Source organism: Methanobacterium lacus (assembly GCF_000191585.1).
Taxonomy (GTDB): domain Archaea; phylum Methanobacteriota; class Methanobacteria; order Methanobacteriales; family Methanobacteriaceae; genus Methanobacterium_B; species Methanobacterium_B lacus.
In genome coordinates this window covers 1,189,034-1,214,288 of sequence record NC_015216.1, presented here as the reverse complement: position 1 = coordinate 1,214,288, position 25,255 = coordinate 1,189,034, and the positions used below count along the sequence as shown (strand labels likewise).

General features: G+C 34.6%; 26 protein-coding genes. 18 read left to right on the top strand and 8 right to left on the bottom strand.

The window, feature by feature from the left end; translation table 11 throughout:
- The first annotated feature begins 92 nt into the window (after positions 1–92).
- The 10 genes from cysS (at position 93) to METBO_RS06010 (ending at position 10,932) form a co-directional block, all read left to right on the top strand.
- Complete coding sequence (gene cysS / locus METBO_RS06055; RefSeq protein ID WP_013644804.1) at positions 93–1,496, top strand: cysteine--tRNA ligase; 1,404 nt, start codon at positions 93–95, stop codon at positions 1,494–1,496.
- A gap of 153 nt (positions 1,497–1,649) precedes the next feature.
- Positions 1,650–2,975, top strand: a complete 1,326-nt coding sequence (locus tag METBO_RS06050; RefSeq protein ID WP_013644803.1) for a GMC family oxidoreductase N-terminal domain-containing protein — start codon at positions 1,650–1,652, stop codon at positions 2,973–2,975.
- 134 nt (positions 2,976–3,109) lie between these two features.
- Positions 3,110–4,126 (top strand): NAD(P)H-binding protein, encoded by a 1,017-nt coding sequence (locus METBO_RS06045; RefSeq protein WP_013644802.1) that lies wholly within the window; start codon positions 3,110–3,112, stop codon positions 4,124–4,126.
- 136 nt (positions 4,127–4,262) lie between these two features.
- Positions 4,263–4,853 (top strand): ferredoxin:CoB-CoM heterodisulfide reductase subunit HdrC, encoded by a 591-nt coding sequence (hdrC, locus tag METBO_RS06040; protein WP_013644801.1) that lies wholly within the window; start codon positions 4,263–4,265, stop codon positions 4,851–4,853.
- Entirely contained in the window at positions 4,850–5,845 is a 996-nt protein-coding gene (hdrB, locus tag METBO_RS06035) for a ferredoxin:CoB-CoM heterodisulfide reductase subunit HdrB (protein ID WP_013644800.1), read from the top strand. The genes hdrC and hdrB overlap by 4 nt, the downstream gene beginning before the upstream one ends.
- Positions 5,846–5,897: 52 nt before the next feature.
- On the top strand, positions 5,898–8,231 hold the full coding sequence (hdrA, locus tag METBO_RS06030; RefSeq protein ID WP_013644799.1) for a ferredoxin:CoB-CoM heterodisulfide reductase subunit HdrA: 2,334 nt from the start codon (positions 5,898–5,900) through the stop codon (positions 8,229–8,231).
- 207 nt (positions 8,232–8,438) lie between these two features.
- Positions 8,439–8,696 carry a hypothetical protein gene (locus METBO_RS06025; protein ID WP_013644798.1) on the top strand — a complete coding sequence of 86 codons (258 nt, stop codon included), beginning with the start codon at positions 8,439–8,441 and terminating at the stop codon, positions 8,694–8,696.
- Between the two features lie 221 nt (positions 8,697–8,917).
- Complete coding sequence (locus METBO_RS06020; RefSeq protein ID WP_013644797.1) at positions 8,918–9,358, top strand: hypothetical protein; 441 nt, start codon at positions 8,918–8,920, stop codon at positions 9,356–9,358.
- A gap of 137 nt (positions 9,359–9,495) precedes the next feature.
- Positions 9,496–10,485: an ATP phosphoribosyltransferase gene (gene hisG, locus METBO_RS06015; protein WP_013644796.1), complete on the top strand. Its 990-nt coding sequence runs from the start codon at positions 9,496–9,498 to the stop codon at positions 10,483–10,485.
- A gap of 156 nt (positions 10,486–10,641) precedes the next feature.
- Entirely contained in the window at positions 10,642–10,932 is a 291-nt protein-coding gene (locus METBO_RS06010) for a putative quinol monooxygenase (RefSeq protein WP_013644795.1), read from the top strand.
- Between the two features lie 122 nt (positions 10,933–11,054).
- On the opposite strand, the gene METBO_RS06005 is transcribed toward METBO_RS06010, so the two are convergent.
- Positions 11,055–11,957, bottom strand: coding sequence for an ABC transporter substrate-binding protein (locus METBO_RS06005; protein WP_013644794.1), 903 nt, complete (start codon positions 11,955–11,957; stop codon positions 11,055–11,057).
- 533 nt (positions 11,958–12,490) lie between these two features.
- On the opposite strand from METBO_RS06005, the gene METBO_RS13830 reads away from it, so the two are divergent.
- The gene (locus METBO_RS13830; protein WP_013644793.1) at positions 12,491–12,649 is read left to right on the top strand and encodes a hypothetical protein; all 159 of its coding nucleotides are present in this window, start codon (positions 12,491–12,493) and stop codon (positions 12,647–12,649) included.
- Between the two features lie 651 nt (positions 12,650–13,300).
- On the opposite strand, the gene METBO_RS06000 is transcribed toward METBO_RS13830, so the two are convergent.
- The 3 genes from METBO_RS06000 to METBO_RS05990 are packed head-to-tail and all read right to left on the bottom strand — an operon-like array spanning position 13,301 to position 14,730.
- Positions 13,301–14,068 carry a CPBP family intramembrane glutamic endopeptidase gene (locus METBO_RS06000; protein WP_013644792.1) on the bottom strand — a complete coding sequence of 256 codons (768 nt, stop codon included), beginning with the start codon at positions 14,066–14,068 and terminating at the stop codon, positions 13,301–13,303.
- A 49-nt stretch (positions 14,069–14,117) separates the two neighbouring features.
- The gene (locus METBO_RS05995; protein WP_013644791.1) at positions 14,118–14,312 is read right to left on the bottom strand and encodes a helix-turn-helix transcriptional regulator; all 195 of its coding nucleotides are present in this window, start codon (positions 14,310–14,312) and stop codon (positions 14,118–14,120) included.
- Positions 14,313–14,325: 13 nt separating this feature from the next.
- Positions 14,326–14,730, bottom strand: a complete 405-nt coding sequence (locus METBO_RS05990) for a DUF2178 domain-containing protein (RefSeq protein ID WP_013644790.1) — start codon at positions 14,728–14,730, stop codon at positions 14,326–14,328.
- Positions 14,731–14,900: 170 nt separating this feature from the next.
- Here METBO_RS05990 and METBO_RS05985 point away from each other — a divergent pair, with 170 nt between their 5' ends.
- The 3 genes from METBO_RS05985 to METBO_RS12995 all read left to right on the top strand — a co-directional run bounded on the left by METBO_RS05985 (position 14,901) and on the right by METBO_RS12995 (position 17,740).
- Positions 14,901–15,158, top strand: coding sequence for a hypothetical protein (locus tag METBO_RS05985; protein WP_013644789.1), 258 nt, complete (start codon positions 14,901–14,903; stop codon positions 15,156–15,158).
- Between the two features lie 91 nt (positions 15,159–15,249).
- On the top strand, positions 15,250–16,041 hold the full coding sequence (locus tag METBO_RS05980) for a class I SAM-dependent methyltransferase (protein WP_013644788.1): 792 nt from the start codon (positions 15,250–15,252) through the stop codon (positions 16,039–16,041).
- 718 nt (positions 16,042–16,759) lie between these two features.
- Positions 16,760–17,740: a transglutaminase-like domain-containing protein gene (locus METBO_RS12995; protein WP_227717251.1), complete on the top strand. Its 981-nt coding sequence runs from the start codon at positions 16,760–16,762 to the stop codon at positions 17,738–17,740.
- Positions 17,741–17,869: 129 nt separating this feature from the next.
- On the opposite strand, the gene METBO_RS05970 is transcribed toward METBO_RS12995, so the two are convergent.
- A complete protein-coding gene (locus METBO_RS05970) occupies positions 17,870–18,475 on the bottom strand; it encodes a phosphatase PAP2 family protein (RefSeq protein WP_013644786.1) in 606 nt (201 codons plus the stop codon).
- Between the two features lie 307 nt (positions 18,476–18,782).
- Between METBO_RS05970 and METBO_RS05965 the strand changes: the two genes are divergently transcribed.
- Positions 18,783–19,460 carry a hypothetical protein gene (locus METBO_RS05965; RefSeq protein WP_013644785.1) on the top strand — a complete coding sequence of 226 codons (678 nt, stop codon included), beginning with the start codon at positions 18,783–18,785 and terminating at the stop codon, positions 19,458–19,460.
- Between the two features lie 180 nt (positions 19,461–19,640).
- On the opposite strand, the gene METBO_RS05960 is transcribed toward METBO_RS05965, so the two are convergent.
- Positions 19,641–20,357: a DUF4012 domain-containing protein gene (locus tag METBO_RS05960; RefSeq protein WP_013644784.1), complete on the bottom strand. Its 717-nt coding sequence runs from the start codon at positions 20,355–20,357 to the stop codon at positions 19,641–19,643.
- 891 nt (positions 20,358–21,248) lie between these two features.
- Here METBO_RS05960 and METBO_RS13920 point away from each other — a divergent pair.
- Together METBO_RS13920 and METBO_RS12985 are read left to right on the top strand one after the other, a co-directional pair.
- A complete protein-coding gene (locus METBO_RS13920; protein WP_013644783.1) occupies positions 21,249–22,202 on the top strand; it encodes a transglutaminase domain-containing protein in 954 nt (317 codons plus the stop codon).
- A gap of 13 nt (positions 22,203–22,215) precedes the next feature.
- Positions 22,216–22,587, top strand: a complete 372-nt coding sequence (locus METBO_RS12985; protein ID WP_013644782.1) for a PepSY domain-containing protein — start codon at positions 22,216–22,218, stop codon at positions 22,585–22,587.
- Positions 22,588–22,746: 159 nt separating this feature from the next.
- Here the strand turns inward: METBO_RS12985 and METBO_RS05945 are convergent, their stop codons facing one another.
- Positions 22,747–23,187 (bottom strand): hypothetical protein, encoded by a 441-nt coding sequence (locus METBO_RS05945; protein ID WP_013644781.1) that lies wholly within the window; start codon positions 23,185–23,187, stop codon positions 22,747–22,749.
- Between the two features lie 191 nt (positions 23,188–23,378).
- A complete protein-coding gene (locus METBO_RS05940) occupies positions 23,379–23,660 on the bottom strand; it encodes a ubiquitin-like small modifier protein 1 (RefSeq protein WP_013644780.1) in 282 nt (93 codons plus the stop codon).
- Positions 23,661–23,915: 255 nt separating this feature from the next.
- Between METBO_RS05940 and METBO_RS05935 the strand changes: the two genes are divergently transcribed.
- Positions 23,916–25,118, top strand: a complete 1,203-nt coding sequence (locus METBO_RS05935) for a MalY/PatB family protein (RefSeq protein ID WP_013644779.1) — start codon at positions 23,916–23,918, stop codon at positions 25,116–25,118.
- Positions 25,119–25,255 lie beyond the last annotated feature (137 nt).

The following is a 25,255-nucleotide window of genomic DNA, read 5'->3' as shown; positions in this document are numbered from 1 at the left end:
ATGTCCATTTGATCATACAAATAAATCACTCAATCTATATAATTCTATAATAATCACAAATTTTAATCAAATTATTTTGGACAGTGAAAACCATGATAAAGTTGTACAACACCATGACCCGCAGGAAAGAAATTTTCGAACCTATAGAAGGAAACAGGGTAAAACTTTTTGTTTGTGGTCCAACAGTTTACGATTATTCCCATATTGGTCATGCAAGAACCTACATCTCCTTCGATGTTATTGTCCGTTACATGAAGTATAGCGGATATTCAGTGTTCTATGTACAAAACATCACAGACCTTGATGATAAAATTTTAAAAAGAGCTGATGAATTAGAAACATCCCCTCTTGAGCTTGCAAGAAGATATGAAGAGAAGTACCTCCGAGACATGGAACTACTGGGTGTAGAGCATGTTAACCTGTATGCAAGGGCCACAGAGCACATTCCAGAAATAGTAAGACAAATTGGGGTGCTTGTTGACAAGGGATATGCATATGAAACAGATAAAGGAGTTTACTTCGATGAATCTAAATTTGAGGACTTTGGAAAACTGAGCAACAGAAATCTCGAGGATTTAAATGTCCATAGAATAGGTCCTGACAGCTCAAAAAGAAATCCTGGAGACTTCGCACTTTGGAAAAAACGAGAAAGGATCTCAGAAGAGCAGGAAATGATATGGGATTCACCTTGGGGCACTGGTAGGCCAGGGTGGCATATAGAGGATACAGCCATTACAGAAACCTACTTCGGACCACAGTACGATATACACGGTGGTGGATTGGACCTTATTTTCCCACATCATGAGGCTGAAATTGCCCAGATGGAAGCCTCCTCTGGTATAAAACCAATGGTTCGCTACTGGATGCACACAGGATTTTTAAATGTTAAAGGTGAGAAGATGTCCAAGTCACTTGGAAACTTCATAACCATCAATGAATTGTTGGAAGAGTACTCTCCCGAAGTATTCAGATTTTTCGTGCTTTCAACCCACTACAGAAGTCCAATAGATTTCAGTAGTGAAATTCTTCACCAGTCCAGCCAGGGACTCAACAGAATTTACAAATTAATTGAAAAGATTAACAGCGAACTAGACAGTGACACAAACATATCACTTGATAACGATTCTGATTACATACAAAAGCTTGCAGCAGTTAGGGAAGAATTTTTTGAAGCCATGGATAATGATTTTAACACACCTGCAGCAATTTCAACCATATTTGATCTTATTAGGGATGTTAATCGTGACATCCATGAATCGAACATCTCGAAGAATTCACTCACCAAACTCAAAGCAATAATAATAGAATTTGGCTATGTTTTAGGTTTAGACTTCTCAATGGAACCTGAAAATGAAGAAAATCTTGAGGTCGAACTGCTTGATCTTTTGAAGTACGTCAGGGAGAAATTGCGTCAAAATAAGAATTGGGAACTTTCAGACCAAATAAGAGACAGGTTAAATGAGTTAAATATTACCCTTGAAGATAAAAAGGTCTGATTTTGATATTATTTTTTTAATTTTTGCATGATCAAAATATTTATTAGCCATGCCGTTAACAATTGTTATATAAATAAGCTTAACAATTGTTATGATGGTGGACGAATATAAGGCTGAAAAATACCGTTTTAAAAAAATTGTGAAGTGAAAACCATGATATACGATGTTATTATCGTGGGAACAGGAGCCGGAGGCGCAACTGTTGCCCATGAACTTTGTAATGAGAATTTAAATTTATTGATCCTTGATAAAGGTTCCAAAATCCCTAGGGGAAATGCAGTAAACAAAATCAAGATCACAAACTTAAACCTTGAAATTGAAGAAGAAACTGATAACACTGAATATGAATTTTTAAGCCAATCAGCAGAACTCATGGAAATTGTAGGAGTAGGGGGAACAACTCCTGTTTCGCTGGCAAATGCGTGTTATGCGTGTACAAGTTGCTATAAAAATTCTGCTACAGCACAGTTTAAGGGACATGACTTTGAACTCTTTGAAGAACTGGTAGATGCAAGCAAAGAACTCAAGGTTGGATCGTTACCATCCCACATGATGGGACCTGCAACCACCAGACTCATGAGGGAAGGTGAAAAATTAGGTTACTTCATGGAACCCATGCCAAAATTTATCGACTTCAGCAAATGCGACAGCTGCGGCCTCTGCATACTGGGCTGTACCAAAGGTGCTAAATGGGATGCCACAGATTTTATAAGGGATGTTAAATCCTCTGAAAATCCGCCGGAAATTGAAACAGATTTCACAGTGACAAAAATCCTTCACAACAAAGGAAAAGTTCAGGGTGTTGAAGGAATAGATAAAAACGGCGATTTAAAAGTTTACCAGTCCAAAAAAGTAGTTCTTGGAGCAGGAGCATTGAACACTCCCCAGATACTCATAAAATCAGATATATCCCAAGATGTTGGGGAAGGATTGTTCACAGATCTCTTCATAACAGTAGGAGGTTTCCTCAAGGACATCGAACTAAACAAAGAAATTCCAATGGGTGTCAAATCAGAATTTGGACCTTACTTCCTTTCACCGCACTACGCTGGACAGTTAGTTGGTATGATAAAGGATAAAGGCTTTGATGTAGAGGAATCTGATGTCATGGGCATCATGATAAAAATTGCAGATGAATCTAACGGAAAAATACACGATGACGGTACCATCACTAAAAAATTAACTGAAAAGGATTTGAAACTGTTTAAAAAGGGATATAAAAAGTGTGTTGAACTTTTAACTGCGATGGGTGTTGATCCAGATTCTATATCTTCCACCGCAATAAGGGGTGCGCATCCTGGTGGAACAGCGGCCATTGGGAAGGTTGTCAATAAAAATTTAGAAACCAAAATAGCAGGACTGTACATCACAGATGCAAGCGTTATTCCACAGGCACCTGGAAGACCACCAATACTCACAATAACAGCCCTTGCAAAGAGACTTTCAAACAATATTAAGAATGAGTTTAATGGTCTATGATGGCAATATCCAATCATTTTTTTCAGGAAAAGAAGTCCTGAAGCCTGACTTAACATTTAACTAAATATGAACAATTATAAAATTTTAAAATAAGGAAAATTAGAGCAGATCTAGAAATAATTGGGATGAAAATCATGCAGAGCAGATATTCAAGACAAGTTATACTGGAAAACATTGGAAAAGAAGGACAAGAAAAACTTTTAAAAAGTTCAGTTGCTATTGTTGGATGTGGAGCACTTGGAACAGTTGCAGCTAACAACCTTGCACGTGCAGGGGTAGGAAAAATAACCATCATTGACAGGGACTTTGTTGAACTCAACAACCTTCAAAGACAGATGTTGTTTGATGAAAAGGATGTGGGTGCACCCAAAGCTGTGGCTGCAGCCCAAAAAGTTCATGATATAAATTCAGAGATCGAAGTGGTGCCTGTGATAAAGGATCTGAACTACACCAATGCTGAAGAGCTCCTAGAAAATGTGGATTTAGTGGTGGATGGAACAGACAACATATTAACCAGAATGCTTGTAAACGACATCTGTGTTAAGAATAAAATTCCATGGATTTACACCGGAGCAATTGGAACCTCAGGAATGAGCATGAACATCCTTCCAAACAAGGCATGTATACGCTGCTTATATCCTGGAGTGCCAAAGGCAGGTTCACTCCCAACATGCGACACAATGGGCGTTTTAAACACAGCGACCGTGATAATGGGATCCATCGAAACAACAGAAGCCCTTAAAATACTATTGGGCTATTACGATGATGATGAATCCACAGACAGCAATTTAATTGTTTACGATACCTGGAACCACAGCTTCGACACCATCTCAGTCAGAAAGAATGAGAAATGTGAATGCTGCGGTAATCAAAACTACGAGTACATAGACTCTGATGAACAAGAAATCATAACATCGCTGTGCGGAAGGAACTCCATCCAAATAACACCTGCAGATCCCAAGGAATTATCTCTCAAGAAGATAGCAGAAAATCTTGAAAAACTTGGAAAAGTAAAATGTTCCGATTTTATCATGATATTCTCCACAGAAGAAACGGAAATATCTTTATTTAGGGATGGAAGGGCAATTATAAAGGGAACTAATGATGAGAAGGTTGCAAGATCAATTTATGCCAGATATATAGGTACCTGAAATCGATGCATTTATTTGTTAAGTTTGCAAAAGTAAAGAATTATGTTGAAAATTTTTTTAGGTGGACTAAAAAAATTTTTGTTTAACATGATCACAATCAAGGTTTCAAACTAACCTAAGGAGATAGACCTAAAAAATGAGAACTATCAAACTGAACAAAAATTCACATAAACTGGTGGATGATGTTTTAAAGGATCTTAAAGCATCACCAGATCTCGGTATTTATAAATGTGTTCAGTGTGGAATGTGCACATCAATATGTCCTGGAGCCAGTCAGTCAGATTACGATCCAAGGGATATGGTAAGGCGTGTTTTGGAAGATGATGTATCAATTGTGGACGATGAAAACATATGGAACTGTTTTTCATGCTACACTTGTAACAGTGTCTGTCCATCTGGAAACAACGCCAGCGAAGTTAATCAGATCCTGAGACAAATGTCCATTGATAAAGGAGAAGGAATTCTTAAAATCCAATCTTTTGCTGCCTATGGAGACAGCTTCATTGAACTTGGAGTGGGGTCTGTACCAAGCAAATTTTTCGATGACATGGTCAAAGATGTTGGACCAGAGTACATGAACTTAAAACTCAACATCGAAGACATAAGATCAGATCTTGGACTTGGAAGCTACATTCTTCCAGAAAAATCCATTGATGAAGTCGAAGAAATATTGGATAAATCTGGGTTTAAAGCAAGGTTGAAAAGGATTAAGGGATGTAAAAAATGAAATTTATACCAGATAAAGAGATACTGCTCTTTAAAAGTTGTCTGGTCAATGTTGAGTATCCTGGAGTGGAATCATCCACATGCTACGTATTCGATAAAATAGGCGTAGAGTACCATGTTGATGAAAGACAGTCCTGCTGTACAGGGCTTGGACACTACTACGATTTATTTGACCAACTATCAACCATCACACTGGCTGCTCGTAACTTCAATGTAGCAGCAGATACAGGCCACAAAAACATCGCAACCATGTGTGCAACATGCTACGCAATACTAAAAAAATCTGCCAAAATACTGAACCAAAATGAAGAAGCACGTGAAGAGGTAAATGGAATCCTCGATGATTCTGGCCTTGAAGCCATGGAGTACAGTTCTGGAGATATGGATCCTGCTGAAAATATTTTCCATGTGGCTGAAATTCTTTTTAATAAACGTGAGGAAATATCAAAACACATTAAGGTTGATCTTACGGGTTTCAAAGTTGCTTCGCATCATGCATGTCACTACTGTAAGGTTCACTACAACGACACCATAGAAGGCATAAGGGATCCTAACTTAATAGATGAACTTGCATCTGCCTGTGGTGTTGAAACCATAGGATGGTACGATCATAAAAGAGTGACTTGTGGTGCGGGATTTAGACAGAGGTATACTAATAAAGAAGCTTCACTGGCAGTGACAGGAGAAAAGCTTCAGGCACTTAAGGATAAAGATGTGGAAATACTTCTTCACATGTGTCCAAATTGTCAGATGCAGTTTGACAGGTACCAGCCATTAATCGGTGAAAAATTGGGAACAGAATTCAACATATTCCATCTTAACATTGCCCAGTTCATTGCCCTTGCAATGGGTGCAGATCCCTACAAAGTAGTGGGAATTCAAACACACACCGTACCAGTTGAACCTTTGTTAAACAAGTTGAAACAACCATTCAACCTGAAGGAAGATCAATCCAAAAGAAACTCTCTTAAGATCGATGAAAATCGTGATTGAATCTAAACTATCATTAATTTTATAGATAAACTTCTCTAAGAGGTTATTACAAATGAGTACCATTTCATTAAACGATAATGCAGATGAAAAAGCCCTTAAAATTGGTGTTTTTCTTTGTCGCTGTGGTGGAAACATATCTGACACAGTTGACATGGACCGGCTTAGAAAATCTGTTGATGCAGAAGTAATAGAAGAATTTGAAAATCTTTGTTCAATAAATGGACGAAAGATTATAAGGGACAACATAATTGAAAAGGAACTAGACAGGGTTGTGGTAGCTGCTTGTTCACCCATTACCCATGGAAAAATATTTCAAAACTACGTAACTCCACTGAATCCCTATCTCCTTGAAATGGCAAACATACGGGAACAGTGTTCTTGGGTTAATCCTGATAAAGACTCTGCAACTGACAAAGCCATATCAATTTTACAGTCTGCAATTGAAAAAGTGAAACATTCCATTGCTCTGGAACCAATTATTAGGAAAACACCTAAGAGTACCGCAGTAATTGGTGGGGGCATATCTGGAATAAGTGCTGCTCTTTCACTTGCAAGACAAGGAATAAGAACCTGTTTAATAGAAAAAGAACCTACCATAGGTGGAGCAATGGTAAAGGTAGGTAAACTTTTCTCACCAGAGAAATTGGCAGAAGAATGTGCCATGTGCCTACTAAATCCACTTGTAAATGAAGCTGTTGAACACGGTAACATCAATATAATGACCAACTCCACCCTCAAATCTGCAGATAGACGGTCTGGTAATTTTAACCTTCTAGTGGAAAAAAAGCCCAGCTACGTAATTAAGGGTAAATGTATAAGCTGCGGTAACTGTGCAGAGGTCTGTCCTGTGGAAGTCAGTGATTCTTGGAATGAGGACATGACCACCAGAAAAGCAATTTTCAAACCATTTCCACAAGCTGTTCCAGATGTTTACACCATCGACCATGAAAACTGTAAGAAATGCGGTAAATGTCAAGATGTTTGTAGAATGAATGCTATAGACCTTGACATGGAAACTGAGGTCATACCCATCACTGTTGGTTCTGTGGTGATAGCTACAGGTCATAAAACATTTGATATGGATAAAAGACCGGAGTATGCTTATAAAAGACACGAAGATATCATTACTCAGATGGAACTTGCAAGGTTAATGGGTGTTAATGGACCAACCAAAGGAAAGCTTTTAAAACCTTCCAATGGCAAAGTTCCAGAAAGGGTTGTTATGATACAGTGCGTTGGTTCTAGAGATGAGAAACCAGGCGGCAGAAAGTACTGTTCTAAGGTCTGTTGCATGGTTGCAATCAAACATGCCAATGTAATTAAACAGCACTACCCAGATACCGATGTTATCATCTGTTACACCGATATGAGAACACCGGGAATGTATGAGAAGTACTACAAATTTGCTCAGTCCAACAAGGTCAGACTCATAAGGGGAAGACCAGGAGAAGTAGCAGAGAAAGACGGCATATTCAGTGTACGAATGGAAGATACCTTTTCAAACGAACCTTTAGAAGTTGAGGCCGATATGGTTGTTCTCTCCACAGCCATGGAACCATCAGAAGGTACTATAGAAGTTTCAAAGGAACTTGATGTGGGTCTCACCGAAGAACTGTTTGTAAAGGAGAAGCATTCCAAGATTAAACCAGTTGCAACTGATGTTGAAGGGATATTTGTTTGTGGAACTGCCCAGGGACCTAAAGATATTACCGACAGCATAGTTCAGGCCAACGCTGCAGCATCCAAAGTATCAGAACTCATACACGGCGGTGTTGAACTGGAACCATTCATTGCCAAGGTAGATAACAGTAAATGTAATTTATGCCAAAAATGTATTGATATCTGCAGCTTTAAAGCTGCATTTATCCAGGAAAATGTTTTAAAAATCGATCCAATTGCATGTAATGGCTGTGGGGCATGTATTGCTGAATGTGAAACTAATGCCATCGACATAATTGGACAGACAGATGAACAGCTCTTTGCAATGATTGATGGAATGTTAATAAATAAAAAACCCGATGAAAAACGTATCATCGCATTTTTAGATTCTGTTGGTTATGTTTCAGCAGATAACATTGGTATAAATAAGATAAGTGTACCTAGTTCCATTAGAATTATCAAGGTTCCCTACATGAACAGGGTGATGTATAAACACATACGCTATGCCTTTGATAAGGGTGCTGATGGAATTATCATGGGAGAATATCCATACAGTCCACTTTACAAGAAAACCAAAGAAAAAGTTTTAAAACTTAAACAGGAACTTGCAAACAACAACATTAATCCTGACAAGCTCGAACTTTTCAAGGTTTACATACCCTACTTCAGGGGACTGGCAGATAAATTTAATAATTTTGACCAACGCATCAAATGTTTAGATGACTAATCAAAATTACTAGCCATAATCCCCATTTTCTTTTATTTCTCAAATAAAAGTAATGTAACTGTAAATATACTTGTAAAAGGGTTTTTAGGGTTTTCAATCACATTTTTTCAGGGAAAAAATAGCTGGTTTTTGATTAATCCATTATAATAAAGATGAAGATCATAGTAAATTTTATACTGAGTACTTAAAATTTTGGAGATGTAAATTTTGGATGAAAAAGAGTTTGAAGCCATGGAAAAAGAGTTCAAAACCAAGGAAATCGAAATTATCATTGGTGACAATATTCTAGATGAGGATATTCTAATTTTTGATGGAAGAAAATATAAAATTGAAGATATGAGCTACAACGATGGCAACCTTGAAAAGATAAAAGTAACTCCCATAATGACAGACAAAGAGTTTGCAGATTGGTTAAAATATAAGAGACTGAAATATAAAAGCAAACTAAAGGGAATTACTAAGTAGATCCGTGCCCTAAAATTTTATTCATTTTCTTAATTATTTTCTAAAAAATTCACCATGTACATGACCCTTAAATAGTTCTTATTATCCCTATTCTACAAGTTAAAAATTAATTAAACTTGATAACATAATATATCAATGGATTTCAGGGATTGTAAATATAATATTTTTATGGATATGATTTGAATCCGAGTATTAACATGAAGTTTTCAGGCAGATGACCTATGAAAAGTAGGAAAAGAGATCAGCTTAAGGAGTTTATGGATACTAAACTTGTTAACAAGCTCAGGTTATACACTGCAATCTTGGTAATCATGACAGTTATTGTGGTTGCAGAGGTTTTAAGATCTAAATTCAGTCCGGAATTGGCTGTTGTAGGATTTATCTCAGGAATGGTTGTTGGTATTCTTGTTGCTCGTATGTACAAGTTAAGTTGGGATGAATCTAACAACAATGTGACTGGCACTGTGGATGTTATTGGCGGAATAATTCTCGTCCTTTACTTCACGTACATCTTTACAAGAACTTATTACCTAGAGCAGTGGGTTTCAGGAATTCCACTCTTTGCATTTATTTTAAGTATGACGGCTGGAACCATGTTTGGAAGAATAATAAACACCAGACACGATGTTTTTAAAATTTTGAAGGCCCTGAAAATAATTTGAACATTTTTCATATATTCAATCTTTTATGGAGTTAAATTGAATCTATTATGATTTTTTTACATTTTTATAATAAATTTTTTCATATTTTTTAGTTTTCGATAGAAACAAATTTATAAACAAAAGTCTCTGGATATATTATGAAAAAGATAGTGCTAGGTCTCCCAAAGGGGAGTTTAAACAATGTTAATAGGGGTAATACTTATCAGTTATTTGTTGATGCAGGATACGAGGTCAGAGGATATGAACCAGGAAACGAATCTAATGAGATAGGGATCATGAACGACCCTGAGATCAAGGGATTTTTAACCAGACCACAAAGCGCTCCTGTAGAACTTAACAGAGAAATATTAGACCTTGCAGTCATAGGTGAAGATTGGGTTCAAGAAGAATCTGTGAACTACAAAGAAAAGCTCATAAAAAAGGTGGGGGATTTAGATTACGGTCAAACAAGGCTTATTGTAGGTGTTCCAAAGGAAGCAGAATACAAGGATCTTACAGACTTTTTCAGAAAAAACAAGGACAGAAAAACACCAATACTCTGTTTTACAGAATATCCAAATTTAACCCGTCAATTTTTTGAAAACAACGAAGGATACAAGGAAGTTTTCGGTGAAACTAAGCCATTTGTACAGGTGAGGGGATTAAGGGATGGTGACAACATGATGGTTCAGATCATAAATTCTGATGGTGCAACCGAAGTGTACATAGCCAAGGGAGCAGATCTCATTGTTGACAACACCCAAACCGGAAGCAGTCTCAGAAAAGCAGGTCTTAAAGAACTTGAAACCATAATGGAATCCAGTGCAGGACTTTATGCAGGACCAAGTTGCACAGGTGAAAAGGAAAAGAAAGCTAAAATGATATTTGATCAGCTTTTTGGTGCAATTAACGCACGAAAGTTCTTCGATGTTAAATTTAATATTTCAACACTCAAGGTTGATGATATCAAAGAATTTTTACTCAAAAATAAGTACTGTTCTGATGAACCAACAGTTGTTGAAGGTAAAACCTACTCCCAAGTCAATGTCCTCATACCTAAAACTAAATTTCCAGCCATGGTTAAGGGAATTAAAAATTACGGCGCATCTGCAATTGTAAGGGAAAATGTGAAACAGTACATTCAATAAACTTCCCACAATATTTCTTTTATGGCAAACCAATCTAGTTCGGATATAAAAGATACAAAAAAATAGTTGGAAAAGTTCACAATTACCACAGCTACCATATTAAGTAATTACTACTAATTTAATGGTTAAAGAATAGTAAAAGGATGTTAAAAAAAAATGATCGTTGTAACAGCTAAAATGAATGTTAAGCCAGCTTCTAAATATGATTTCATGGTTGAAACAGAGGCATTGATTAAACACACAAGATATGAGAAGGGATGTATAAGTTACAATTTATACACTGATACTGATGATCCAAATCAGCTGGTTATGCTAGAATTTTGGAAGGATATGGATGATTTAGATGCACATATGAATACTGTACACTTTAAAGCATTTGGCAATGCAATTTCAAAGTATTTAACCTGTGAAATAGAAATATCCAAGTTCGACGCCCAAAAAGTCTAGAATGAATTTTTTAAAATTTTTTTGTATACAATATTCCATAGCCATGGTTTAGATTAAAAAAGGGGTTGGAATGTTAATTAACCTTGATAATTTCTGACTTCCCGTTTGTTAATTCTCTACTTTTAATAGTAATGTGCAGGTTCCTTATGGACTTGGTTTATATACTTCAGTTCAAATATATCTTCAGGATTTAAATCTGTGCTCATGTATCCCAACTTCTTTAGAACTGGTAAAAAGTCCATTGTTGATTTAATGTACTCTTCAGGTATTTTCGCACAGTAGCGTGGTGAAATACTGTAGGTTTTCAATACAAAGTCTTTATCAACGACACCCATCTCTTCTGCAGCGATATCTGCTGCTTGTTCTGGATAGTTTCTTATTAAGTTACATGCTTCTTCATGTGCTTTTAAAAAGCTTAATATGAATTCTTCATCCTCTTTGATCATATCTTCTTGCACTACGATTCCGTAACTTGGATTGTATGGCCATAACATGTTTGGAGGTATGATTATTTTTGTTTTAAGCTGCATGTCTGCAACGGTAGCGAGGGAAGGTGTTCCAACACCTGCGGCTATTTCGTTTTCGGATATTGCATCTGGTATGAAATCAGCCCAGGGATAGTTGTTGATCGAAACATCACTGTTAACAATAAGATTTCTGATTATCACATCATGAATCGATCCCCTTGTGGGCGTTCCTATGGATTTTCCTTTAAATTGTTTAAGAACAGATTCTAAATCACCCAAATCATCGTATGAATCATATTCTTCCTTTGCAATCATGACTGTGCCTTCGATGTGTCCTCCAGCAACGCATTTGAGTTTCATTCCATTTTGTATTCCAATCATAACAGGAGGTAACCCCACGTATCCAAGATCTATTTCTTTATCTTTGAATGCCTCCATTATTGCCGGACCTGTTGGAAACAGTTGCCATTCTGTTTCATCGGAATTTTTGTAACCTATATTTCCACTTTTTAAGATGAACGATGTGTGATATATTGTTGAGAGATAACCAATACGCATGTTGCACCTCCTATTTTGACATATTATTTATAATATTTTTACTTTAAATCTGAATTAACAATTGTTATATAAATTAAGTTACTTAAATAAATTTTCAAAATTTAGGATTTAAACTAGGAAATCATTTTTGTAAAGACTAAATTCAACAGATAGCATTAAAAAAAATACAATATTTATTTCACCACTATTTTAGTCTAGAAATTGATGTCCTTTTTCAGTAATATATATTATTTTTTAATCAGATTATAATAATCCATCTAAAAAAATTCTGATTATCTTTTTAAAAATAAAATAAATCAAATTATACTTAAATTACAATAGTTAGGTTTTGGTTTTAAATTTAAAGATGTATGCTACTTTAAGTTATTTCCAAATAAGCTGTGATCGCGGATTTTGTATAATTACACAGTACCAATCGTTTATTGTTCATTTTGTTTTAGTAATATTCTGCAATATTTAATAACCATAAGTATATACACCAATAATGATAATATAGTATTAAGTAAGTGGTTTATAACAACTGAGGTGAAAAAATGGTGGAAACACAACAAGCAAGTGGTGGAGGTCTAGTAGGTTTTGCAATTATTTTCTTAATTATTTTACTACTATTCCCAGCCTTCGCTATATGGTTATTATATGTAGCAATAGTAGTAATGTTAATTGCAGGAATCATATCATTAATTGCAGGATAACTGAACTACTCATCTTATTTTTTTTAAAATTACATTAAATCCTTAAGTTGTTCAAATTAAAAACCATCTGTCTAATGAACCTCAAATGATTCATTGGTGGCCAAAAATCAGTCAGGAATACAATGAAAGCTGAACATTCCAACAATTTCCACTTAATGGCTAAAGCCAGGGAGCAATGTGCAATTTAGCGTGTAAATATTGTTTTTACACTCCAAAAAAGGAGTTATATCCTAATCTTAATATGGGAATGTCTGATGAAGTTTTAGAAGAATTTACCTGCCAGTATATTAATGCCACACCCATCTAAGAGATTACTTTTTCCGGGCAAGGTGGCGAACCAACTTTTATGGGCATGGAATTCTTTAAAAAAGCCTTAAAATATCAGAAAAAGTATAAATCACCTGAATGCATGTATATAATACTATTCAAACTAATGGACTATTTTAAACGATGAATGGTGTCAATTCCTGCGAGATAACAATTTTTTAGTAGTAATCACATGTCAATACAATAAATTACCCTTTAACCCATTCTTTTTTTTAATTTGTCTGATTACCAATTGAATTATTTTTTTGTAGCACCAGTGCTCTCAAAAAAAAAGGAAATGATCTCATGAATACCGCCATTCTTTGAAATTATATTTCATGATGATCATATCAAAAGCATTAAGAAGAATGGATAAATGACATGTAAAACAATATCTGCTGAGAAATGTCCCATCATTGCGGATTCCAATCCTTTTTTCCAGTAAAGCCATCCAAATACTATTCCCCCTACACCATTTAGCAGAACTGCTCTTCCAATGATTAATGGAGTTATTGAGGTTATGGATCCTGTTATTGGAAGATGACCCAAACCAAATATAACGGCTGAAAGAACGATGGCAATCCAAATACCCAAGGAATTAGGTTTTCCATCCTCTGTTTTTTTGATCTTGAAAATTATCCACACAATCAGAGTCATCAAGAACAGTCTCATGACAATTTCCTCGGATATTCCCCCATAGAACGATGCTAAAAATCCCTTCCACAGTGGTATGGATAATTCCACATTTTGAAAAGTAGCTGTTACAGGTGTGAAAAACAAACTTAAAACAACTATTAGCACACCAGATAACAATCCTAAACCTATGGAAATTCCCAATATGGATCTGAAATAACTTCCAACTTCCCTACCTTCCAACCATCCTTCAAGTATGGGTAAACTGAAACCCACACGTTTTGCAAGGATCAATCCCAAGAAAATAGCCACAGAAAATATTACCAGTGTCTGTATCATCTGTGCAATCAAAACAAAAGGTGTAAAAACCGCTGCTAAACCTGGGCTAAGGGCCAATGTATATGGTAAAACCAGAACTGCACTTATTATACTTGCAATAAGGAGAATACCAAATAATTTCCAGTTTATATTCGTATTCATAAATAACTACTCCTAATTATTTCATATTAAAAAAATGTTTAAATTTGATTCATTCTTCGTCAAAGAAGATGTCTTCGATATGGACATTGAAAAATTTGGCTATTTTAAAGGCTAATGTAAGGGAGGGATCGTATTTTTGCTTTTCTATTGAAATAATAGTTTGTCTAGTTACCTTGATCTCTTTAGCTAGATCCTCCTGGGTTAGATCATTCATGGCCCTGTAAACCTTTAATTTATTTTTCATTTTTTGATCCCTTCTAGTATCTCCTTTTGTAGTATATGCGTGATATCATGTTAATTATAAGTGCTAATACCGCTGTGGCAAATAACGTGTACCCCGCCAATTGAATGTCTGGATAACTGTTTCTCAAGGAAATGATTATGAGACCTGCATATAGTATAATTCCTACTAGCGCTCCCAGGGTTACTGTGGAAGATTTTTCATTTATGAGTTCTGTTCTCTCATCTTCCATAATATCTTTACCCTGGAACATACCTGAAATATCATTCCTATGTATGTAAACCAGGGGTAAAATTATTAATACAACGATTATGGCTGCTAAAACAAACCAAATATTTGCAAACAACAATCCAACTATCCATAACACGGATTGAATCATTGATGTTAATATAAACAGAATTTTCAAACTTTTTTCATTCATATAAAACACTCCATGTATAGTGTACTTTACATAATGTTATATATATTTTACTAATTGTAATGTTTGTTATCCATTTGAGGTAGAGTAAATGCTAAATTTTAAGTTCCATACACTGTAAATGATCATTTAGAATAGTTTTTGAATATCAAAAAAGTTAGAGGATAAAAACCATGGTTAATTATGCTACTTCCGAAGGATTTACCTTCAATATGCTGATGTTAAAATCATTTTCTCTCTGTGATGAATGTTCCAAGTTGGATGTGTGGGAAGAATCTAAATGTAGTGAAAAGTTGAATAATTTAAGAAATTATAGAGATAATCTCCTACAATTTAATTTTGAAGATGAATTTGAGATCAAACAAAAAGATGGGATGATTAAAAACCTATCTGCCATGATTACAAAACTTGAAACCCTAAAAAAAGATTAAATTAAAAATTAACCTCAAAAAATCACATTTTTTAAACCAATACACAATTAGTAAAAGTATAAAAAATGAAGAGTTATTTGGAGACAAAAAAATGTTTAAGTGGGATGCAAAGGAATATCAGAAAAGTTCAAGTGCACAGCAAAAATGGGCAAAAGAGCTCATAAAAAAAATGGATCTAAATGGATCAGAAAAAATGCTCGATCTAGGATGTGGAGATGGGAAAATAACATCTGAAATAGCCACAAATCTTGAAAAAGGATGTATATTAGGAATTGACAGTTCTGAAGATATGATAAAACTTGCAAAGGAAACTTTTCCGGAAACTGAGCAACCTAATTTAAAATTCAAGGTAAAAGATTTTCAGGATTTAAATTACAATGAAGAGTTTGATCTGATCTTCAGTAATGCTGCACTTCACTGGGTGAAAGATCATTCTAATATTCTTAAGGGCATAAAGCAAAGTTTGAAACCTAACGGCAAAATACTCATACAGATGGGTGGTAAAGGTAATGGTAAGGAAATTTTAGATATCAGTACCGAAATAACACATAAACCAGAGTGGAATAGTTACTTTCAAGATTTCAGCTTTCCATATGGATTTTACGACACTAATATTTATGAAAAATGGCTTAAAGAAGCTGGTCTTAAAGCTTTGAGGGTTGAATTAATATCTAAAATTATGGATCAAAATGGTGTTGAAGGATTGAAATCATGGATGCAGACTGTATGGCTTCCATACACCCAAAGAATTCCTGTAGATCTTCAAGAAAAGTTTATAGATGAAATTGCAATCAAGTACCTTGAAAACCACCCTATGGACAAGGATGGAATGGTACATGTTAACATGGTAAGGTTGGAAGTTGAAGCAATAAATTCAAAATAAACAGACCCCAATACCAAAGTTCCAATTATTTTTTTGTATAAGGAATACACATCCCAATTAATAAATAGTTCTAATTGAGATTGTTTGCTATTTTTTTTAAACTCTTTAAAAAAAGGAAAAAATTATTACAGAAACTACAAGATAGTAATCAAGCCCCATATAAGAATCAAACAGGATACTCAGTTTAATTTGTATTTAAACAAAATATTAAAGAGTTGTAATAATAATCTTTAATATGATGGTGTTTTTGAATGTACAAAGCATAAATATGTAAACTTAGCTATTGCAAGCAGAATAGATAGCCTGCATCAAGTTAAAATTAGAAATTTGATCAATTAATGATGATCATGATGTATATTCCTATTAATTGTAAAGATCAAAGGAGTTTACGTTGATGTTTCCCAATAAAAGTTTCTAAAGATTATTAGTTTTAACTTTAAACTTATTTTAATCTTTTTTTTGTTCTTCCAATGATAAATTTCATATAAAAAAATATTAAAACGCATCAGTGCATTATTAAATAGATAAAATTAAATTTTAAAGTTTATTTTTCCAATTAAATAGCAACTATCTCGATTTTGATGGGCTTGGCTTGAAAATTAAATCAATAAATTTATATGGCATATAGTGACTATTTTTAATAGTCCCAAGTTAATTTTAATTTATTTGGGATATAGACCACGGGGGTGAAACTATTAAACGAAAAATGTTTTTTTCGGTGTTATTGCTAATAGGATTAGCAGTGGTTTTGAATGTAAATTTTAGTAGTGCAACAACCGTGAATCAAACAGATATTATTAATTCGACCCATACTATTAATAATTCGACTGTATCACATACAGTCACTAGTAAAGCTAGTAACAAAACAGTGAAAACAAATTCAGTGTCGAATTCAACTAAGAATATGGCTGCAGGAGGATCCACAACTGTTAATGGTTTGAGTGTTTCCCAGCTTAAGGATGGAATTTCCAGAGTTCAAATATTCTACTTCAAAAACAGTAGAATGCCAAACTTCGTAAATTTTGGAACCAGAAAAATTCTAATAGGTACCTTCCAGAAAAATATAGCAACTGCTGGTTTAAGTATAAACCTTTCAGTGAATGGTTTAACAGTTGCTCAGTTGAAGGACGGAATTTCCAGAGTTCAATCATTCTACAGTAATAATGGTAGATTGCCAAATTACGTAAGTTATGGAACCAGAAAAGTTACCATTACAACATTCCAGAGTAATATTGCAACAGCCGGTTTAAAATTATCTTTATCATCAGGGACAATACCAATTGATACCAGCTCAGTATCTGCACTTGCAAAATCTCTTGCATACGGTTCATCGTCACAGTACGAAACCGCGCAGAAAATATTTAACTGGGTTAGAGACAACGTTACCTATTCATTCTACTATAATACCGTCTACGGTGCATCTGGAACGTTAACTAAAAGACTTGGAAACTGTTGTGATAAAACCAACCTACTGGTTGCTCTTTCAAGAGCAGCTGGAATTACTGCACAGTACAAATGGGGTTCATGTTACTTCACTACAAGTAAAACATGGTATGGCCATGTATGGGCAGACCTTTACCTAGATGGTAAATGGGTTGCTGCAGATACTACAAGTAGCAGAAATTCGTTAGGTGTAATTAACAATTGGAACACAGCCACATTCACGTTAAAAGGAACATATACGACACTACCATTTTAAACAAAACCCAAAAAAATAACACCTTTTTTTCATTTTTTTTTAATCGACACTTCAAACATCATATGCACATATAACCCCAATTTACAACTAAAACTGGTTTTTCAAGTCTTGAAGGTCTATTTTATGATATCACGTCTTTAACCTATATTTAATGTTTATTCTGGAAATCTTTTCTGTTAAATTATTGTTCCAAAATTTTAGAGCAAAATAACCTGAGAGGATTCCTATGATGGCCCCCACCACTACATCGTAGGGATAGTGTACCCCAATGTAAATCCTTGAAAATCCTACTACAGCTGCGAATATCATAAGGGGATAAAGTAGACTGTAACTTTTTCCCTTGAGGTTTAATTTATATTTACTGCCTATAACAAATGCTGCTGCAAAGGATGATGCTGCATGACCCGATGGAAATGAGTAGGTTTCCTCGGCATGAACCAGCAGATCAACATTGGCGAGTGTTAAAAATGGTCTGGGTTCGGCAACTAAAAATTTCAAGGAGTAAACCACAACATTTGCTATGAGGAGTGCCATAACTCCTAAAAATGCAATTTTACGTGTTTTTTGATCACCAAATACAAACATCAATCCTAAGATTAAAAACCATGCAAGTACACTGCCAAAATCTGTTATAAATGGCATTACAATATCAAATAGTCTGTTATCCAGACCATGGTTAATGAAGTAGAAACTTAAAATGTTCAAATAAGACAGTGCAGATAGTAAAGAATTCATGGAAATTTACCTCTAAAAAATATGAAAAAATTGTAGTTAGTATATTAGCTTCAATATCTGGGTCTTAGTTTATGTATATATTCCCTAATCAGACCCCAAACTTTTTCAATAAAAAAAAATTTGGTGTAATTTGGGTAAACGTTTAAAAACATCAAAAAACTATTAAATGTAAATCATCATGTAAACTCAATTAAAACTCCATAATCTTTAATTTTTAGCATAAGCAGATGTTGAGGAACTGTGTTTGATGGTTGAGTTTTAATTTGGTTTATGAATGAATATTAATTTAATTTGATAAGGAATTTTTATGAAGGGAATAACGAAAATTTTGCTGGTTCTCATAGTCTGCATTTTGATAGCTGCAGCTTTCTTCCAAGTGTACAGGACAAATGTTGGTTCCAATTCCACAGGATATGTAACTAAACAGGTTGATGCATACCCATTACCGCATCAGACAAAAATTGCGGTGATAACAGGTATGCACCCTCGTGAACTTCATGCAACCGATGTTGTACCCAAGGCAGCTCTGGCATATGCCCTTCAAAACAATGTGGAAATAGACAATTATCAGGTAACTGTGACTGATGAGCCTCGAGATTTTAATGTTGGAAGGGCCAACGGTCAGGCATTGGTTGCTGGCTTTGTAAATCCTGATATTATCAGGTCCAACTACTCCATGGTTATTATTTGTCATGATCATGAATCAGGTTACGGTTCAGGATATTACTTTGCAACCCCTACTCACGACAGTAAATCAGTTGCCTTGGGAAATAAAGTAGCCAGTCTGCTTCCAAATTTTAACTATTACTCAGGTTCTAGCAGTGCAAGTTACGAAGCAACTTCCATTTCACAGGTTGATCTTCCACTTACGAATGCTGGTATTCCTGTTTTTGTGTATGAAATTCCTGAAAACGATGATAACAACACAGCCTACTCCATGACCTACGACTTATTGAACGCAAGTTTTAAAGCCTTATCATCATGAGTTACAGGAAGTTTCATGATTCTAATAAACAAAATCAGTTTCAAAATCTTCCATTTTTTTATGAATCTGTAAAATTGACATCCCTTCTAAAAAGGGTAGATAAAAAATTTTGGTTTTAGTTAGTTTTATTAGGGAATGGTATTCAATCTAAAAAAAAAAGAAATTTGAGGTTTGAGATGTTTATGTCAAACTCAAGCCCTTGGATAATGCAAACTGGGTCATTAAACTCTTGGGTATAACAATTATGTTACCCTTGAGGTACTGTTGTACAACTGTTTGAAAAAGAGATCCCGATTTACTTGGATCCTTTATTGCTGCCATTACTGGTTTCATCAGAACTTCAGATGCTTCTCCTCGCGTCATTGTACTGTTTTTACCTTCACTCACGCTTCTTATGTAATCAATAGACGCATTGGTATCATTTGTGTAGCCAGGAATGTTCAGTGGAGCTATGGAATTTAAAATTGCATCTACAGCTTCAGGAGTTACTATGACCACTGCATCAGTTTTAATACCGGTGTTGGTTTGAACAATTTCTTGGGAATTTTTCACGTCTGCTTCTGTGTCCGCACCCCATAATGAATCATGAAGTCTCAAATGTCCTCCACCAGCATTTGCTTCTGCAGGTTCCATTGCTGTTGCTGAAACCATTCCACCAGGATAGATTGGTGTAAGGTTGGTGATGTCACCATCATGTACTCCGATTGCAAAGGCCATGTCTACTGCACCAATACCGGGTCGTTTTTCTGAAGGATCTGCTGTCATCAAGAGGATAGTATGATCCCCCTTCATAACATTGGTTGTTCCTGGTTGGTATAAATTAGAATATACAACATACCCTGCCGATATTCCAATTGCAACTAGGATGATAATTAAGGCAATTATTTTTCTACTCATGTAAATTCACCGTTTTTTTTCTAAACTTTTTTTTCTGGTCTTCTTTTTTTTTTGGTTATATTTTTTTTATTTACTAGAAATATTCAAGCTGAGTTGAAAACTTCTCTATTTAGTTTGAATATATGATTAATATAGTTATGTGAAAAATATTTAAGATAAAAAAAAAAGTGGGGAAAATAGAAAAAAATGGTTAAATATTACTCAATAAATTTAAATCAAAATAAATTAGTTATTTATCCTAATTAAATTACAACATTGAATTGGAAATTGATTTTTAGCTCTTAATTGCAACTAATCATATTATTTTTGACTTGAATCCGTATTAATTTTATTATTGAATTTTTAAATTTTTTATCAGTCTTTTAATTCTAATTAGCTGTCTAAAATTGAATTCATTAATTTCTATAAATATTTTATTTTTCAATACGAAAATATTTAGAAATAATAAAAAAATTGACAAAAATAAATAATATCATCTTAATTTTTAATTGAAGAGCTAATTTAGGGTTTAATCAGAATATTATGCCCTAAAAACTTTCTAATGATTCTCTGTTGGTTGAGGTACTTGTAGACACTACAACTCCATACCAGCCCTAAGATAAAGTAGTATAAATACATCTTATTTTCCCGAAAATACAGAGGATATGGCTAAATTCATAATAATAAGAATGGAGATAGACCATCCATATACTGTCCATTAAAAAAGGTTTTATAAGGTCTTAAATTGAATAAAAGGCCATAATATTGTCTTTTTTTTTATTTTGAACCAAAGGGTTTATATAGTTGGTTGAAGTCTTTAGAGTTAAGTTCAATTTCTCATTGAAAAAATCTTTTTCTGATGATTTTGAACTCGGAGGCGATTAGATTAAGCGAAAATCAATATGCTCTATCATGTTGCTATTGGCTTTTGCACTAATTTTGAATGTTCACACAACATCAGCTGCCACAACCAATGGAACTAGCAGCATTAATTCCAGTGTGAGTTCAGATGTGACTAATCAAGTTAGTGCAGCAAGTAGCACGAGCACAACATCAAAATCCAAGTTAGTTTCAACAAGCAAAGACGTAACTAAACCAAAGGTTGTTAAAACCGATCCTACGAAAAATGCAGTGAAAGTTGACACCAAAAAAACCATTAAAATATATTTCAGTGAAGCAATTAAATTTGGAAATGGCTGGATTGAATTAAAAAATAATAAAAAAAGTGTATCCATAAAAACAACAATAAACGGAAAAATTTTGACTATAGACCCCCTGGCCTACTTGAGTAAAGATGGTAATTACAACATCTACATACACTCAGGCAGTATTACTGACATGTCAGGTAACAAGTTAAGTTTGTATAAAACCAGTTTCAGTACAGTATCATCTAAGAAACCTGTATCAGCTGCCATGCAAAAATATTTGGTACCAACAGCAAATTGTCAATCGAACAACTCTAAGATCAAAGCATTAGCAGCCCAAATTACCAAGGGATCTACAACAGATTATGCAAAGGCTTCAAAGATCTTCAACTGGGTTCGTGACCATGTGAGCTACTCCTTCTACTACAACACTCAGAAGGGTGCTTTAGGTACTTTAAATTCAAGATCTGCAAACTGTGCAGACACTGCACATTTAGTTGTGGCCCTTGAAAGAGCAGCAGGAATACCTGCTCGTTACAACCATGGTACTTGCAGATTTTCAAGTGGTACCTGGTACGGTCATGTATGGGCACAAGTATATGTAAATGGAAAATGGTACTATGCAGATGGAACCAGTTACAGAAACTCCTTTGGAGTTGTGAAAAACTGGAACACCAAGACATTCACATTACATGGAATATACGCATCCCTACCATTCTAGGAGGACAATCTATATGATCAAAAAAGTCATATTGGGACTCGTTGTTATTGTTGCAGTATTTGGAATAGGATACGCAGCATTTACCAACATGAACACTACTACATCCCCAACAAACAATTCATCAGTTCAAAATGTGCAGAACACAACTTCAAACACCAGTAACGTTCAAAAAACAGAGAACAAAACCATCTCTTCAGAAGAAGCAAAGAAAATAGCAGCTAAGTACATTGAAGTATCAGGAGCAACACCAGGAACACCAAAACTAGTTAACCAAGACAGTAGAATGGTTTACATTGTACCTGTAATGGTTAATGGAGAAAATGTGGGAGAAATAGATATTGACGCTGAAACAGGTGCAAACCTTGGAGGCGCGGGAGGAGGTTAATAAACTTCCCCCAATTTTATTTTATTTATTTTGTATTAAATAAAAAAATAATTAATAAAACTTTTTTTACAACATTCTAATGAATCATGACTTTATACATGGATCTAATAAACTATGGATGGAAGTTGTAGATTTGAATAGGACCATAATTTAATGGATTTAGTTCTCATCAGATTCTTGGTTTAGATCATTTACGTATCGGTGGTAACTATCAGGATACCTTCTAAATACACGATCAAATATACTGCGATTTTTCATGTCCAATATAACGACATATGTGAATTTTAGGTATTCACGTGCACTGTCAAGATGCTTTTTTGTAACTTTTACTCTATGATCAAGTTTTTTGTTATCATCCTTCAGTTTCTCAAACTTACCAAACTTCATGGCAAGGTCTTGGAGTTCGTATTCGTTGATTCTGGATTCTAATGAACTGTTTTTTTCAACCATGTCACTAACCCTGTTGTTGGCATCTTGAATCCCCTCTTTTAAATTTTGGATTGTGACCTGTTTTTTTGCAAGTTCTATCTCAAGTTCTTCAATAATGGCATCATAATCTTTTTTACTCTTTTTTGAATCATCATCATTAATCGAAACCATCCCCTGATATGTTTTGGCTGCTTGATCCAGTTTATATTAAACTTTTAGTATGATCTGTTAGTTTCAAAGTTTACTAAATAAATTATGTTTCAAAACTTATAAAAAGAGTTCTAAGCACAACAGATGCAGCGATTCAAGAAAAAATAAAATAGAAAAAAAATATAGAAATAGTAATTGGTATTTGTTTGGTGTTATCCTCCAGCGATAGTCTGGAACATTACTATCTCATCACCATCGTTAAGTTTGGTTTCTGTACCATCAAGATCCCTTATATCCTCACCATTTACCATTACCTTCAGATAGTCCCTCACAGTACCATCTTCGTCTAATAAAACATCACGGAATGTTTCATCGTATTTTTCGCACAAAGCCTCTATAAGTTGGGATATGTCCCCTGCATCTTCAATGGTTGTAGTTTTTTCTCCGGTGATGTCTATGAATCTTGTTAAAAATTTTACTTCTACTTTTTGCATGATCTTTTCCTCATCTGGATCTTATGATAAATAAAAAGCTTGCTTTAAAATTGCAATACCATGATCATTCTTAACTATAGTTATACTTATTTTTAATCTTTGCGCAAATTTTATGCAACTGGACAAATCAACTGTTAGTCATATAACTAACTAGCATTCATTTTAAATTAGTTCTTGTAAATTATTTTATTGATCCAAACATATTTTGCATGTGAAGGTTAACTATTGTTATATATCATGATGGGAGATGAATTATTGAACTACGATTTAGATAAAGTTTACAACAGAAAAAACACTGACAGCCTTAAATGGGATTTCATGAAACCCATAATTGGAAGGGACGATATTATACCATTATGGGTAGCAGATATGGATTTTCCAGTTGCCGAACCAATTAAAGAAGCCATTAAAACCCGGGCTGAGCATCCTTTTTACGGTTACACACAGCCTGGAGGAAGTGTGGTTGATTCAGTTGTCCAAAGACTGAAAAAAAAGTACAACTGGAACATTGAACCAGAATGGGTTGTTTTCACACCCGGTGTTGTTCCAGCACTACAAACTGCTGTAACTTCTTTAACACATCCTGGTGATGAGGTCATACTACAACAACCATCTTATCACCCATTCTTTCCAGTGGTAAAAAATAGTGGTTGCAGCATAGTTAACAACCAGCTCAAACTGGTTAATGGAAGGTACGTCATGGACTGCGAAGATCTTGAATCTAAGTTTCATCCTAAAACCCGTAGATTAATGGGTCCTGGACGTTTAAAAACTATTATCTTCTGCAATCCACACAATCCAGTAGGAAGAGTGTGGAATCCTGATGAAATAGAAAAAATGGGAAATATTGTGATTGACAATGGCGGCGTGGTAATCTCTGATGAAATACATTGTGAAATACTGTTTAAAGGAAATAAACACACCCCATTTGCATCAATATCCGATAAATTTGAACAAAACAGTATAATCTGTATGTCACCGAGCAAAACCTTTAACTTGGCAGGACTCGAAGTTTCAAACATAATCATACCCAATCAAAGGATTCGTGAGGATTTTATTAACACAAGAGCAGGCATGGTTCCAAATCCAAATTTATTCGGTTACACAGCACTCAAAGCCGCCTACAAATATGGTGATGAATGGTTAGAACAGGTTCTGGACTATTTACAGGGAAATCTTGATTACATTAGGAAATTCTTAGAAACTAATATTCCAGAGATCAAAATGATAGAACCCCAGGGAACCTATCTTCTATGGCTTGACTGCAGAGAACTGGGCATGGACCCCCATACACTTCAAAGTTTCATGATTGATGATGCCAAGGTAGGTATGGAAGATGGATATATATTTGGAGAATCAGGCCAAGGATTTATGAGGATGAACATTGCTACACAAAGATCAGTTATTAACTCAGCATTAAACAGGATAAAAAATGCTTACCTGCTTAAGGAAAAATAAGTAACGATCGTTATATTTATTAGTTCGAATATAATAATTTAACATGACATAAAATTAATAAAAATCAGTTTTAACAGTAAGTTAAATGTAATGATTATAGGACATATGGATTAAAAATAAAAATAAAGTGTAAGAAG